The 14,205-nt window shown below is 69.4% G+C and carries 11 protein-coding genes; 7 read left to right on the plus strand and 4 right to left on the minus strand.

The annotated features are described in order from the left end of the window. The first annotated feature begins 407 nt into the window (after positions 1–407). From NRY95_01280 to uvrD, 7 genes are all read left to right on the plus strand, one after another. Complete coding sequence (locus tag NRY95_01280) at positions 408–3,626, plus strand: CusA/CzcA family heavy metal efflux RND transporter (GenBank protein ID UYC16647.1); 3,219 nt, start codon at positions 408–410, stop codon at positions 3,624–3,626. A gap of 3 nt (positions 3,627–3,629) precedes the next feature. Further along, complete coding sequence (locus tag NRY95_01285; protein ID UYC16648.1) at positions 3,630–4,295, plus strand: cation transporter; 666 nt, start codon at positions 3,630–3,632, stop codon at positions 4,293–4,295. A 218-nt stretch (positions 4,296–4,513) separates the two neighbouring features. After that, entirely contained in the window at positions 4,514–4,750 is a 237-nt protein-coding gene (rpmB, locus tag NRY95_01290) for a 50S ribosomal protein L28 (GenBank protein ID UYC16649.1), read from the plus strand. Between the two features lie 10 nt (positions 4,751–4,760). Next, a complete protein-coding gene (gene rpmG, locus NRY95_01295; protein ID UYC18460.1) occupies positions 4,761–4,928 on the plus strand; it encodes a 50S ribosomal protein L33 in 168 nt (55 codons plus the stop codon). 219 nt (positions 4,929–5,147) lie between these two features. After that, a complete protein-coding gene (gene cls, locus NRY95_01300; protein ID UYC16650.1) occupies positions 5,148–6,566 on the plus strand; it encodes a cardiolipin synthase in 1,419 nt (472 codons plus the stop codon). Between the two features lie 115 nt (positions 6,567–6,681). Next, on the plus strand, positions 6,682–8,088 hold the full coding sequence (locus NRY95_01305; protein ID UYC16651.1) for an FAD/NAD(P)-binding protein: 1,407 nt from the start codon (positions 6,682–6,684) through the stop codon (positions 8,086–8,088). A gap of 47 nt (positions 8,089–8,135) precedes the next feature. Continuing rightward, the gene (gene uvrD, locus NRY95_01310) at positions 8,136–10,337 is read left to right on the plus strand and encodes a DNA helicase II (protein ID UYC16652.1); all 2,202 of its coding nucleotides are present in this window, start codon (positions 8,136–8,138) and stop codon (positions 10,335–10,337) included. 314 nt (positions 10,338–10,651) lie between these two features. Here uvrD and NRY95_01315 read toward each other — a convergent pair whose 3' ends face one another. The 4 genes from NRY95_01315 to NRY95_01330 all read right to left on the minus strand — a co-directional run bounded on the left by NRY95_01315 (position 10,652) and on the right by NRY95_01330 (position 14,118). Next, positions 10,652–11,038, minus strand: a complete 387-nt coding sequence (locus NRY95_01315) for a VOC family protein (GenBank protein UYC16653.1) — start codon at positions 11,036–11,038, stop codon at positions 10,652–10,654. Positions 11,039–11,151: 113 nt separating this feature from the next. Beyond that, complete coding sequence (locus tag NRY95_01320) at positions 11,152–11,553, minus strand: hypothetical protein (GenBank protein ID UYC16654.1); 402 nt, start codon at positions 11,551–11,553, stop codon at positions 11,152–11,154. 530 nt (positions 11,554–12,083) lie between these two features. Then, positions 12,084–13,493, minus strand: a complete 1,410-nt coding sequence (locus NRY95_01325) for a hypothetical protein (GenBank protein UYC16655.1) — start codon at positions 13,491–13,493, stop codon at positions 12,084–12,086. Positions 13,494–13,614: 121 nt separating this feature from the next. Next, complete coding sequence (locus NRY95_01330; GenBank protein ID UYC16656.1) at positions 13,615–14,118, minus strand: hypothetical protein; 504 nt, start codon at positions 14,116–14,118, stop codon at positions 13,615–13,617. Between the last annotated feature and the right edge of the window lie 87 nt (positions 14,119–14,205).

The raw sequence follows: 14,205 nt of genomic DNA on the forward strand, positions 1-14,205 counted from the left end.
GGTGCTTGGTTTTCCGTTGCTTGAAACGGGGGCGGAAGGGACCGGGCTTCGGCAACGAGAACAACAGCTCTCTCGCCCTTGCGGGCGCGAGTCACTTTTCTTTGCTTGGGCAAAGAAAGCGCTACAGCAGCCGCAGGCTGATCAAAGTAACCAAAAGACAGCACAGCCTGCGGTGTGCCCGCGCGACGCGCGGGTCCGCGCAGGCACGAGGCATTTTTCGCAGGCACATCGCTGTGCCTGCGAAAAACGGCGCGCAGCCTGCGCGCCACCCTTCGGGTTTTTGCCTCGTGCCCGCGCCACACCGAAGGGGTCCGGCAAGGCAGAAGCAAGAAGCAACAGCCAAGGCAACACCGTCACCGGCATGACGGTTCCAAAGGCAGCGTCCTCGACCAACGGAGGCCGCCGCCATGCTCGCTAAGCTGATCCGCTTCGCCATCGCGCAGCGCTGGCTGATGCTGGCGCTGACCGGGGTGTTGATCGCCATCGGCGCATGGAGTTTCTCGCGCCTGCCGATCGACGCCACGCCGGACATCACCAACGTGCAGGTGCAGGTCAACACTGCTGCGCCCGGCTACTCGCCGCTGGAGGCCGAGCAGCGCGTCACCTTCCCGCTGGAGACGGTGCTGGCCGGCTTGCCCGGGCTCGAATCCACCCGCTCGCTGTCGCGCTACGGGCTGTCGCAGGTCACCGCGGTGTTCGCCGACGGCACCGACCTGTACTTCGCGCGACAGCAGGTGGCCGAGCGCCTGCAGCAGGTCAAATCGCAGTTGCCGCCGGCGCTGGAACCGCAGCTGGGGCCGATCGCCACCGGCCTGGGCGAGATCTTCATGTACACGGTCGAGGCCAGGCCGAACGCGCGCAAGCCCGACGGCACGGCGTGGACCGCCACCGACCTGCGCACGCTGCAGGACTGGGTGGTGCGGCCGCAGCTGCGCAACGTGCCGGGCGTGACCGAGGTCAACACCATCGGCGGCCATGCGCGGCAGATCCACATCACCCCGGATCCGGCGCGGCTGGTCGCGCTCGGGTTCACCCTGGACGACGTGGCGCGCGCGGTCGAGGCCAACAACCGCAACGTCGGCGCCGGCTACATCGAACGCAACGGCCAGCAGTTCCTGGTGCGGGTGCCGGGGCAGGTCAGCGGCATCGCCGAGATCGGCGCGATCGTGCTGGACCGGCGCGAAGGCGTGCCGATCCGGGTGCGCGACGTGGCCGAGGTCGGCGAGGGACCGGAGCTGCGCACCGGCGCCGCCACCCAGGACGGCAGCGAGGTGGTGCTGGGCACGGTGTTCATGCTGGTCGGCGCCAACAGCCGCGCGGTGGCGCAGGCCTCGGCGGCCCGGCTCGAGCAGGCCAACCGCAGCCTGCCGCCGGGCGTGCAGGCGGTGCCGGTGTACGACCGCACCGCGCTGGTCGACCGCACCATCGCCACCGTGGCCAGGAACCTGGTCGAGGGCGCGCTGCTGGTGATCGCGGTGCTGTTCCTGCTGCTGGGCAATTTCCGCGCCGCGCTGATCACCGCGGCGGTGATCCCGCTGGCGATGCTGTTCACCCTCACCGGCATGGTCCGCGGCGGCGTGTCCGGCAACCTGATGAGCCTGGGCGCGCTGGATTTCGGGCTGATCGTCGATGGCGCGGTGATCATCGTGGAGAACTGCCTGAGCCGCTTCGGCCAGGCGCAGCAGCGCCTGGGCCGGGTGCTCGGCGCCGCCGAACGTTTCGAGCTGACCGCGCAGGCCACCGCCGAGGTGATCCGCCCCAGCCTGTTCGGCGTGGGCATCATCGCCGCGGTGTACCTGCCGGTGTTCGCGCTGACCGGCATCGAAGGCAAGATGTTCCACCCGATGGCGATCACCGTGGTGCTGGCGCTGACCGGGGCGATGCTGCTGTCGCTGACCTTCGTGCCGGCGGCGATCGCGCTGACCCTGGGCGGCAAGGTCGCCGAGCACGAGAACCGCGCGATGCGCTGGGCACGGCAGGCGTATGCGCCGCTGCTGGACGGCGCGCTGCGCCACGCGCGCTGGATCGGCGCCGGCGCGCTGGCGCTGGTGCTGCTGTGCGGCGTGCTGGCCACGCGGCTGGGCACCGAGTTCATCCCCAACCTCGACGAAGGCGACATCGCCCTGCATGCGCTGCGCATCCCCGGCACCAGCCTGGAACAGGCGATCGCCATGCAGTCCACGCTGGAGCGGCGGATCAAGCGGTTCCCGGAAGTGGCGCACGTGTTCGGCAAGCTCGGCACCGCCGAGGTCGCCACCGACCCGATGCCGCCGTCGGTGGCCGACACCTTCCTGATCATGAAGCCGCGCGCGCAATGGCCCGATCCGCGCAAGCCCAAGGCGCAGCTGCTGGCCGAGATCGAGGCGGCGGTGCGGCAGCTGCCCGGCAACAACTACGAGTTCACCCAGCCGATCCAGATGCGCATGAACGAGCTGATCTCCGGCGTGCGCGCGGACGTGGCGATCAAGCTCTACGGCGACGACCTGGACACGCTGGTGGAGGTCGGCCGGCGCATCGAGGAGGTCGCCCGCGACGTGCCCGGCGCGGCCGACGTCAAGCTCGAGCAGGCCACCGGCCTGCCGATGCTGACCGTGGTCCCGGACCGCACCGCGCTGGCCGGCTACGGCCTCAATCCCGGCGTGGTGCAGGACACGGTGGCGGCCGCGGTGGGCGGGCAGGACGCCGGGCAGCTGTTCGAGGGCGACCGCCGCTTCGCCATCGTGGTGCGCCTGCCCGAAGCGCTGCGCCGGGACCCGGCGGCACTGGCCGACCTGCCGATCCCCTTGCGCGGCGACGGCGAGCGTGGCGATGCCGACGAATCCAGCCGCGCTCCCGGCTGGCGCAGCGGCGCGCCGATCGCCGTGCCGCTGCGCGAGGTGGCGAAAGTCGAAACGGTGCTGGGGCCGAACCAGATCAACCGCGAGGACGGCAAGCGCCGCATCGTGGTCACCGCCAACGTGCGCGACCGCGACCTCGGCGGTTTCGTCGCCGAGCTGCAGCGCCGCGTCGCTGCCGAGGTCGCCCTGCCGAGCGGTTACTGGATCGGCTACGGCGGCACCTTCGAGCAGTTGATCTCGGCCGGGCAGCGCCTGGCCTGGGTGGTGCCGGCCACGCTGCTGCTGATCTTCGCGCTGCTGTACTGGTCGTTCGGCTCGCTGCGCGACGCGGCGATCGTGTTCAGCGGCGTACCGCTGGCGCTGACCGGCGGCGTGGTCGCGCTGGCGCTGCGCGGCATCCCGCTGTCGATCTCCGCCGGGGTCGGCTTCATCGCGCTGTCCGGGGTGGCGGTGCTCAACGGGCTGGTGATGATCGCCTTCGTGCGCAAGCTGCGCGAGGACGGCCTGGCGCTGGCGCTGGCGCAGGCGTTGCGCGAAGGCGCCCTGGCGCGGCTGCGGCCGGTGCTGATGACCGCGCTGGTGGCGGCGCTGGGCTTCGTGCCGATGGCGTTCAACGTCGGCGCCGGCGCGGAGGTGCAGCGGCCGCTGGCCACGGTGGTGATCGGCGGCATCGTCTCCTCCACGCTGCTGACCCTGCTGGTGCTGCCGGTGCTGTACCGCTGGCTGCACCGGCGCGACAATGCCGCATCGGCGTCCGCAGCGGCGGCCGCCCCGACCCTTGCGAGGTGATCCATGGCCGACAGTTGCTGCGGGTGCGGCAAGACCCTGGACGTGGCGGCGCTGCAGGCGCGCCAGCGGCAGGTGCTGTGGTGGGTGCTGGCGATCAACGCCGGCACCTTCGCGATGCTGCTGGGCAGCGCCTGGCATAGCGGTTCTGCCTCGCTGCTGTCCGGCAGCCTGGACAACCTCGGCGATGCGCTGACCTATGCGCTGAGCCTGGCCGTGGTCGGCGCCAGCCTGGCGGCGAAGGCGCGGGTGGCGCTGCTCAAGGCCGCGCTGATCCTGGCCGCGGCGCTGGCGGTGGCCGCCGGCATCGGCTGGAAGCTGCTGCACCCGCAGCTGCCGCTGTTCGAGAGCATGGGCGTGGCCGCGGCGTTGAACCTGGCCGCCAACCTGCTGTGCCTGCGCCTGCTGTGGCCGTACCGCCGCGGCGACATCAACCTGGCCTCGGCCTGGGCGTGCTCGCTCAACGACGTCTACGAGGGCGTGGCGGTGATCGCGGCCAGCGTCGCGGTCTGGGCCTTCGGCGCCGGCTGGCCGGACCTGCTGATCGCCGCGGCGTTGCTGCTGCTGTTCCTGCGCTCGGCCTGGCAGGTGGCGCGGCGCGCCTGGGCGGAACTGCGCCAGGCCCGCGCGGCGCCGGTAAGTGCTTGCGATACAAGGGAAAGCCGTGCATAATGCGCGGCTCGCTGTGCCCGGCTGCTGTCGGGCCGGCGGCCGGACACGCGATCTCCGGCCGGCCTCTCCCAGCGTAACCGCTTGATTTCCCACGTCGCGTGGCGGCCGCAAGGCTGCCGGGGCCGTCGTCTCCCAGGCTATGGGCGACACCAATTGCGGATCCGTCCGCAAGAGCCCGGCCATCCATGGCCGGACTTCCTAACTTATCGAGGTGCGTAATGTCCCGCGTATGCCAAGTGTCCGGCAAGCGTGTGCAGACGGGTAACAACGTCTCCCACGCCAACAACAGAACCCGTCGCCGCTTCCTGCCCAACCTGCACGAGCGCCGCTTCTGGGTCGCCAGCGAGAACCGCTGGATCAAGCTCCGTGTCTCCGCGCATGCGTTGCGCACCATCGACAAGAACGGGATCGATGCCGTTCTGAAAGAGCTGCGCGCGCGCGGCGAAAAGGTCTGAGGAGTAAACAATCATGGCAGGCAAGCGTGACAAGATCCGTATGATTTCCTCGGCCGCCACCGGCCACTTCTACACCACGGACAAGAACAAGAAGAACACTCCGGGGAAGATGGAAATGATGAAGTACGACCCGGTCGTGCGTAAGCACGTGCTGTACAAGGAAGGCAAGATCAAGTGATCGGCTGATCGCTGGATCGCCTTTCGAGGTCGACACGGAACCCGCCGCAAGGCGGGTTTCGTGCGTCTGGGGTCCGCGCATTCTGTGCCGGCTGCAGGCCGGCGCCGTGGCGCCAGGCAGGCGCCCGGCGCGCGCCGCCAGCCGCGGCACGGCACGCAATGGTTGCGTTTGCCGCCGCAGCCCGCAGAATCGGGCGACTTGGCGTGCGAAAGGGTCGCGATGCTGCCGTTCTGGTTGGAAGGCACCTGGCTGCTGGCGCTGGACTGGCTGATCCGGCTGGTGGCGTTGTTGTGGATTCCTGCGCGCACCACGCCCGGGGCGGCGCGCAGCTGGCTGCTGCTGGTGGGCTTCGTGCCGGTGCTCGGCCTGCCGCTGTACCTGCTGCTGGGCCACCCGTGGCTGTCGCGCGAGCGCATCCAGCGCCAGGCGCAGGCCTCGCAGGTGATCCGCGAGCAGCAGGTGCCGATGACCGCGCTGCGCTGGACCCCGCCCGCCGACACCGCGATCGCCGAGGTGGTGCCGCTGATCGAGCGCCAGGGCGACTTCATGCCCACCCACGGCAACACCGTGGAATTGCTGGATCGCTATGAGGACTCGTTGCAGGCGCTGCTCGACGACATCGACGCGGCGGTGGAGCGTGTGCACCTGCTGTACTACCTGATGTTCGACGATGCGGTCGGCGATGCGGTCGTGGCCGCGTTGCTGCGTGCCGCCGCGCGCGGCGTGCGCTGCCGCCTGCTGCTCGATGCGCGCGGCGGCAAGCGCGGCCTGCGCCGCTACCGCAAGCGGCTGCGCGCCGCAGGCATCGAGGTGCAGGCGCTGCTGCCGGGCGGGCTGCGCTGGCGCCGCAGCGGGCGCATGGACCTGCGCAACCACCGCAAGATCGCGGTGATCGACAACCGCGTCGGCTACACCGGTTCGCAGAACCTGGCCGCGGCCGACTTCGTGCGCGGCCACCCCAACCGCGAACTGGTGGTGCGCCTGCAGGGGCCGGTGGTCGGGCACCTGGAGGCGGTGTTCGCCAGCGACTGGTTCATCGAGACCGGGCAGCGCCTGCGCGTGGCCGACGGCACCGCGGTGCACGGCGCCGACACCGCCACGCAACTGCTGCCCAGCGGCCCGGCGTATCCGTTCGAGAACGCGCGCGATGCGGTCAATGCGCTGATCCACCTGGCGCGGCGGCGGATCGTGATGGTCACGCCGTACTTCGTGCCCGACGAGGCCACGCTCAGCGCGCTGCGCATCGCCGCGCTGTCCGGGGTGGACGTGCAGCTGATCCTGTCGGAGAGCAGCAACCAGCGGCTCACCGCCTGGGCGCAGGAGGCCTACTACGACGAACTGCTGCGCAGCGGGGTCAAGATCGCGCTGTACCGGCCGTGCTTCCTGCATGCCAAGCACCTGAGCGTGGACGAGGGCATCGCCCTGGTCGGCTCGATCAACCTGGACATCCGCTCCTTCGCGCTGAACGCGGAGATCGGCGTGCTGTGCTACTGCGCCGAGGTGGTGCAGCGGCTGCGCGCGGTGGAGGCCGATTATCTGGCCGATGCGCGCGCGCTGTCGCTGCAGGACTGGCGCAAGCGGCCCACCTGGCGGCGCAGCCGCGAAGGCATCGCCCGCCTGGCCGATGCGTTGATGTGAATGCGCGCGCACATGACAGCATGATGTCGCCGCCATGCGCGATGTTCGCGCCGACATGAGCGATGGTTCTTAGCCGCGGGCGGAGCCGGCGGGGGCATCCCTTACAATCGCCGGTATGAGCGACCTCTTGCCCACCGCATCCGATGGCGACTGCGACTGCGATATCGCCATCGTCGGCGGCGGCGCGGCCGGCACGCTGGTGGCGCTGCACCTGCTGCGGCAGGCCACGCAGGCGCTGCGGCTGCAGCTGATCGAACCGCAGGCGGCGCTGGCGCAGGGCGTGGCCTATGCGACGCCGTGCGCGGAGCACCTGCTGAACGTGCCGGCCGGGCGCATGAGCGCCTTCGCCGAGCTGCCCGACGACTTCCTCGACTGGCTGCAGCAGCAGGGGCTGTATCCGGCGCTGCAACGCGACGCGCTGGCGCAGGCCTACGTGCAGCGCCGCCATTACGCCGACTACCTGCGCGCGCGGCTGGCGCAGGCGCAGGCCGCAAGCCTGGCGCACTTGCAGTGGCGGCAGCAGCGGGTGGTGGCATTGGACCGGGACGCGCGCGGCCAGGCGTTGCACCTGCAGGATGGGGCGACGCTGCGCGCGCAGGCGACGGTGCTGGCGCTGGGCAACAGCCTGCGCCCGTTGCCGGCGCGCGGTGCGGCCAGCCTGCCCGCGCACGTGCGCGTGGACGCCTGGCACTACGAACAGCTGCGCGCGATCCCGCGCGAGTCCACGGTGTGCATCGTCGGCGCCGGCCTGAGCATGGCCGACAGCGTGCTGACCCTGCTCGCCAATGCGCACCGCGGCCCGGTGCACGTGATCTCGCGGCACGCAATATTGCCGCTGCCGCATGCCGGGCATGCCGGCCACGCCGCGGCCGACTTCGACCCGCAGCCGTTGCTGGCGCTGCCGTTGCGCCAGCGCCTGCGCGCGCTGCGCCGGCATGCGGCCGCGGCGCAGGCGCGCGGCCTGCCCTGGCAGGGCGTGATGGAGCGGCTGCGGCCGCTGGGCCAGACGCTGTGGCAGTCGCTGTCGGCCACCGACCAGCGGCGCTTCCTGCGCCATGCCGTGCGCTACTGGGACGCGCACCGGCACCGCATCGCCGCACCGGTGTTCGCGCAATTGCAGGCGATGCGCCGGGTCGGCCAGTTGCGCGTGCACCGCGCGCGGCTGGACACGGTGTTCCCGGTCGGTGCCTGCGTGCAGGTCAACGCGGTCGGTCCCGATGGCCTGGCGCTGCAACTGGACGCGCATTACCTGGTCAACGCCACCGGCGTGGAACTGCGCGCGCAGACCATGCGCAACCCGCTGCTGCACCAGCTGCTGGGCTGCGGCCACGCCGCGCCCGGCCCGCACGGCATCGGCGTGGCCACCGCACCCGATGGCGCGCTGCTCGATGCCGACGGCCATGTCGATGCGCGCATCCGCGTGCTCGGCAGCCTGCGCATCGGCAGCCTGTGGGAAAGCCTGGCGATCCCGGAACTGCGCGTGCAGGCGCAGCAGCAGGCGCAGGCGTTGCTGGCGTCGTAGGGGGCCAGGGCCGGTCCCGGCTCCCGCACATGGCGTAAAATGCCCGGGTGGATGTCTCCCATTTGCTCGATGATCTGAACCCCGCCCAGCGCGAGGCCGTCTCCGCCCCGTCCGGCCATTACCTGGTCCTGGCCGGCGCCGGGTCCGGCAAGACGCGCGTGCTCACCCACCGCATCGCCTGGCTCAACGAAGTCCACGGCGTGCCGGTGCACGGCATCTTTGCGGTCACCTTCACCAACAAGGCGGCTGGCGAGATGCGCCACCGCACCGACCTGCAGCTGCGCAACGGCAGCCGCGGCATGTGGATCGGCACCTTCCACGGCCTGGCGCACCGCCTGCTGCGCCTGCACTGGACCGACGCCAAGCTGCCGGAAAGCTTCCAGGTGCTGGATTCGGACGACCAGCTGCGGCTGGTCAAGCGCGTGGTGCAGCAGCTGGAACTGGACGAGGGCAAGTTCCCGCCCAAGCAGATTGTGTGGTGGATCAACCAGCAGAAGGACGAGGGCCGGCGCGCGCAGCACATCCAGCCCGAGCCGCGCGACGAGTGGACCACCACCTTGCGCAGCGCCTACGCGCTGTACCAGGAGCGTTGCGATCGCGCCGGCCTGGTCGATTTCGCCGAGCTGCTGCTGCGCGCGCACGAACTGCTGCGCGACAATCCGGCATTGCTGGCGCATTACCGCAGCCGCTTCAGCGAGATCCTGGTCGACGAGTTCCAGGACACCAACGCGATCCAGTATGCGTTCGTGCGCGTGCTCGCCGGCGAGACCGGGCGCGTGTTCGTGGTCGGCGACGACGACCAGGCGATCTACGGCTGGCGCGGCGCCAAGGTCGAGAACGTGCAGCGCTTCCTGAAGGATTTCCCGAACGCGCAGACCATCCGCCTGGAGCAGAACTACCGTTCCAGCGCCAACATCCTCAACGCCGCCAACGCGGTGATCGCGCACAACCCGGACCGCATCGGCAAGCAGCTGTGGACCGATTCGGGCGACGGCGACCCGATCGACCTGTATGCGGCCTACAACGAGATCGACGAGGCGCGCTACGTGGTCGAGCGCGTGCGCCAGTGGGTGCGCGACGGCGGCAGCTACAGCGAGGCGGCGGTGCTCTACCGCAGCAACGCGCAGTCGCGCGCGTTCGAAGAATCGCTGATCGCCGAGCAGGTGCCGTACCGCGTCTACGGCGGCATGCGCTTCTTCGAGCGCGCCGAAATCAAGGACACCCTGGCCTACCTGCGCATGGTCGCCAACCGCGCCGACGACGCGGCGTTCGAGCGCGCGGTGAACACGCCCACGCGCGGCATCGGCGACCGCACCCTGGACGAAGTGCGGCGCCTGGCGCGCGCGCAGTCGCTGTCGCTGTGGGCCGCCGCGCAACAGGCCGCGCAAGCGGGCGGCGACCTGGCGGCGCGCGCGCGCAATGCGCTGGCGCAGTTCCTGGGGCTGATCGAGCAATTGTCCGCCGAAGTGGCCGAGCTGCCGCTGCCCGAGCAGATCGACCAGGTGCTGGCGCGTTCGGCGCTGCGCGAGCACTGGAGCAAGGAAAGCCGCGGCGGGCTGGATTCGGAATCGCGCACCGACAACCTCGACGAACTGGTCTCGGTCGCCTCGCGCTTCGTGCGCGCCGACAACGACGCCGACGCCGACGAAGGCCGCCAGGCAATGACCGAACTGGTCGCGTTCCTGGCCTACGCCTCGCTGGAGGCCGGCGAAGGTCAGGCCCAGGCCGGCGAAGAGGGCGTGCAGCTGATGACGCTGCATTCGGCCAAAGGGCTGGAGTTCCCGCTGGTGTTCCTGGTCGGCATGGAGGATGGCCTGTTCCCCAGCGCGCGTTCGCTGGAAGAGAGCGGGCGGCTGGAGGAAGAGCGGCGCCTGGCCTACGTCGGCATCACCCGCGCCCGCCACAAGCTGGTGCTCAGCTATGCCGAATCGCGGCGCATCCATGGCCAGGACAACTATAACGTGCCTTCGCGCTTCCTGCGCGAGATCCCGCGCGAGCTGCTGCACGAAGTGCGGCCGAAGGTGCAGGTCTCGCGCAGCGCCTCGCTGGGCGCGCCGCGCAATCCCGGCCACAGTGTCATCGAAGCCCCGGCGATCCGGCTCGGCGCCAACGTGCAGCACCCCAAGTTCGGCGGCGGCGTGGTCATCGACTACGAAGGCAACGGCGCGCACGCGCGGGTGCAGGTGCAGTTCGACGAGGTCGGCGCGAAGTGGCTGGTGATGGCGTACGCGAACCTGACGGTGATCTGACGGGGCGTGCGCGGTGTTGAGTCCACCCTAGGTCGGAAATAGCGGGGCGCAAGCCCGTCCTGCAAGGCACCCGGCCAGCCCGCCAAGCCTCTGTAGGAGGCTTCAGCCGCGACCAACGAAGCCACGACGCTTCCGGCGCCGGAAGCCGCCACGGCGGACGTCCCTCCGCGGCGCGCCCGGTCAGCCACCGCGGCGCAAGTCCTTTGCGGGAGCGGCTTGCGTTGCGACGAAGGAAGCCCCGCTGCCCTCAGCCTATCCGGAATAACTCGCCGCAAGCCCAGGTGAGCGGCGCGACAGGGCGCAGGGACGTGCGCTCACTGCCCCGCCGGCGGCTGCCAGAGCTCCACCTTGTTGCCTTCCGGGTCGATCACCCAGGCGAATTTCCCGTATTCGGAATCGTCCACGCGATCGAGCACGTTGCAGCCTTCTTCGCGCAATACCCTGACCAGCGCATGCAGATCGTCCACGCGGTAATTGATCATGAAAGGCGCCGTGCTTGGCGCGAACGCGTCGTCTTGTGCCGAGCCGATCGACCAGATGGTGGTGCCGGCGACCGGCGCGCCTGTGCCGTCGGTCCAGGCGAACGCAGTGCCGCCCCATTCCTGCACGTCGATGCCCAGATGGCGCCGGTACCAGGCCTGCAGCGCCGCAGCGTCGCGGGCCTGGAAGACGATGCCGCCGATTCCCGTGACACGCTTCATGCGACGTTCCAGAAACGGGGAGTGAGCGGGATGGTTTCGCGTCCTGGTCGCCGGGTCAAGCCGTACCGCGAGCCGGTATCAACCGCCAGCCGTGCGTGCCCGAGGAAACGCGCTCATTCCCAGAAGCTGTACTTGCGCGCCAGCGCCAGTTGCTCGCCGCCGACGAAATGCCCGGTCAGTTGCTTGAAGCCGACCGTGCCGATGAAGGTGGAGGACGGGCAGCCCGGAGGTGCGTGCGACGGCAACGCGATGCGCAGCTGGTCGGCGGTCATCGTCACCAGGCCGATCGACGGCGGGCCGGCCTTGCCGTCGGCGCACTGCACGACCGCGTAATAGTCCTGTCCTGCACCTCCACCTGCGCCGCGGTCGGCCTTGACGATGAAGATCTCGTAGCCGTACAGCAGGCCGTTCTTGTCCAGCTCCAGGGTCGAGAACATCCCGGTCTGGCGCGGCTGGCAGCCGCTCAGCGCGAGCAGCGCCAGCATCAGCACGATGGCGCGCGCGACCGGGCGCATGCATCGTGCAGGCGCCGATGCGGGCTGCCGCGGCACGGACCGGAGCGCGGCTTCCGGCGGCGCATGCCGATCCGAGGAATGCGCCGAAAGCGCAGCTTGCATGATCGCTGCGGTCTGCGCGTTCCCGCCTTGCGCGACTGTCGCGGGAGCCGAGCGGAGTTTCTGCGTCTTGAACCGATCGAACATGAGGTCTCCTGTGAAACCCAGGCCGGGAATCGCAACCCACCGCAGCGCCTTGGGTGCGGTGCAATGGCGGCTGGCAAGGCCTGCATTTCGGCTTAAATATTGATTTGCATCTAATTTAATGTGTGAATCTTGACACATTTACTGTCTGCCAGACAATGCGTCATGGTCCCGCTCAGTGCCTGGACGCGCGCTGCCGGCAACGACCGACGGCCAGTGCATTTTCCCTCATCGCCAGGCCCACGACCGGCGATCGGATCGATCGCCGATGCGTCGCCGCCGGCAGGCCGCGCCAGTCGCCTCGGCTGGCCGGCGCGTTGGGGGCTGCGGTGTCGAGAAGGGCATCGTCATCGTTGCAGCAGCGACGGCGCGGACCGCGGCACCACCACTGCCCGGCCGCCGCATACCGTCCGTGCCGACGGCAACGCCTGTAACTGCTGCAGCGTCTGCGCTGCGAGGTGATGGGTCATCACTACGGTGATGCCATTGTCCGGATGGATGTCGCGCCAGCGCCGGTTGCTGATCCAGCGGCGCTTGTGCAGCGATTCGTTGACCTGCCAGAGGTTGTAGCGGCGGTGCGACGATTCGAAGACCATCTTTGCCGGCCAGTATTCGGCCATGATGGTCGAGCCGGGAGGCGCCACCGCGTTGAGGCATGCGGTTTCCTGCCGATAGTCGTCCAGCAGCGGCGCTTGCAGCCGTATGCCGCAATACCCGACCAGCCCCACGCTGGCGAGCAGCATGACCAGCACTCGCGTCGTGCCCGACATCTGCAGCAGCGCATAGGTATAGGCCAGGATCGAGACCGCGTAGGCGATGACCACATAGCGGAAGCCGCCGACGTCCTTGATCAGCCCGGCGCCGCCGACCAGCAGCAAGGTCACCAGCAGCGCGGCATAGAGGCAAGCCAGCGTCGCCGGCAATTTGCGCCGGTGAGCCAGCCAGGCCAGTGGAATCGCCGGCACCAGCAGCAGTGACCAGGCGTGGCGCATCGCGTGATACGTTTCGGCGCCGCTCGGCAGTGAACCCCTGACCTGTTCGCGCAACGATCCATTGACCAGATAGGAAATCACGAACATCAGGATCGATATCAGCCCGAACGGCACGGCGATGCCCAGCCATGGCCGCCACTGCCGCGGACGCGCGCTGACCAGCAGGAGTGCGCCGAAATACAGCGAGAAATAGAAGTCCGACAGCGTCAGCAACACCAAGGCCGCAAAGCTCAGCGCCCAGTGCCGGCGCAACAGGGCGAAGCAGTCATCGTGCGCATACAGGTACAGCGCGATCGCGCCGAGCGCGGCGGTACCGTGATGCACCAGGACGAAGCTCGCATCGACCGTGCAGAAGAACTCCGGCGGCAGCAGCGCGATGCCGGCCAGCGCCAACGCCGCCGTGGCGGCGACACCGGCAACGAACCCGTCGCCGAAACGCACCTGCGCGGTCCTGCGCAAGTACAGGGCGATCAGGAGCAGGAACGGCAGCAGCTGGATCGGCGCGGCCGCCAGGTAGAACGCCTGCGGATCGCCGGTCGCCGCGGCGATGGGCAGCGCCAGCAGCACGTCCGGCACGACGAACGGGGCGGCCGAGAACCTCCAGCCATCCAGCGTGCCGAACTGCAGCAGATCCATCGCCTGCGAATATGGGTAGAGCGCGTCAGAGTTGTAGTCGCCGTTCAGGGCGATCGCAATGGCAGTGACGATCAGGCAGGCGACGCCGAGCGAAAGCAGCGCGAGGTGGCGAGACGTCGTTGAGTTCATGTGTCGGCGGAATCGGCGGCAGGGAAGGAGTGCGTTACACGCGTATGGTCAACGCTGCCCGGCCGCACTGTGTGTCGCCGCATGCGATGCGCCGACATGCGCGCGCAGTGCACGCGACCGTTCAGCCGCGTGGCCACCAGGTCCTGCCCTGCGCCAGCTCAGATGCCGAGCGATCGCGGCATCGGCTGCCGATGCGCTCGGCACTGCACGTACATCCTGCCGTGCCCCTGCTGCCGGTCCATGGGGGGGGCACGAACGCATACTGGCAGCTGCAGATGACACAGCCAAGCAACGGCGCTTCTGCGCGGTCGGCCGGGGTGGGCCGCATTGTCTTGATCAGTGCCAGGCGCACCAGGTTGTGCATGCCGCGGAAGATCTCGAACGGCGGAATCTTCGAGCTGCCGTAACCGCGCTCGCGGAAATGGATCGGCACTTCGGTCATGCGCGCCCCGCGCCGTGCCAGCTCGACCACGGTGGTCAGGAAGAACGAATAGCCCTCCACCGTCAGATCGGCAAAGGCCAGGCGCTTGAGCATCTGCACCTTGAACGCGCGGAAGGACGTGGTGAACTCGTACAACTTGATGCCCAGCAACATGCGCGCGCCGAGATTGGCCACCTGGCTCACGCGCAACCGATAGCCGGAATAATCGCAAGCACCGCCGCGCACATAGCAGAACGCCAGCACGTGCGCGGTGCCGAGCCTGACCTTGCG

It is taken from the genome of Xanthomonas campestris pv. phormiicola (assembly GCA_025666215.1).
Taxonomy (GTDB): domain Bacteria; phylum Pseudomonadota; class Gammaproteobacteria; order Xanthomonadales; family Xanthomonadaceae; genus Xanthomonas_A; species Xanthomonas_A campestris_A.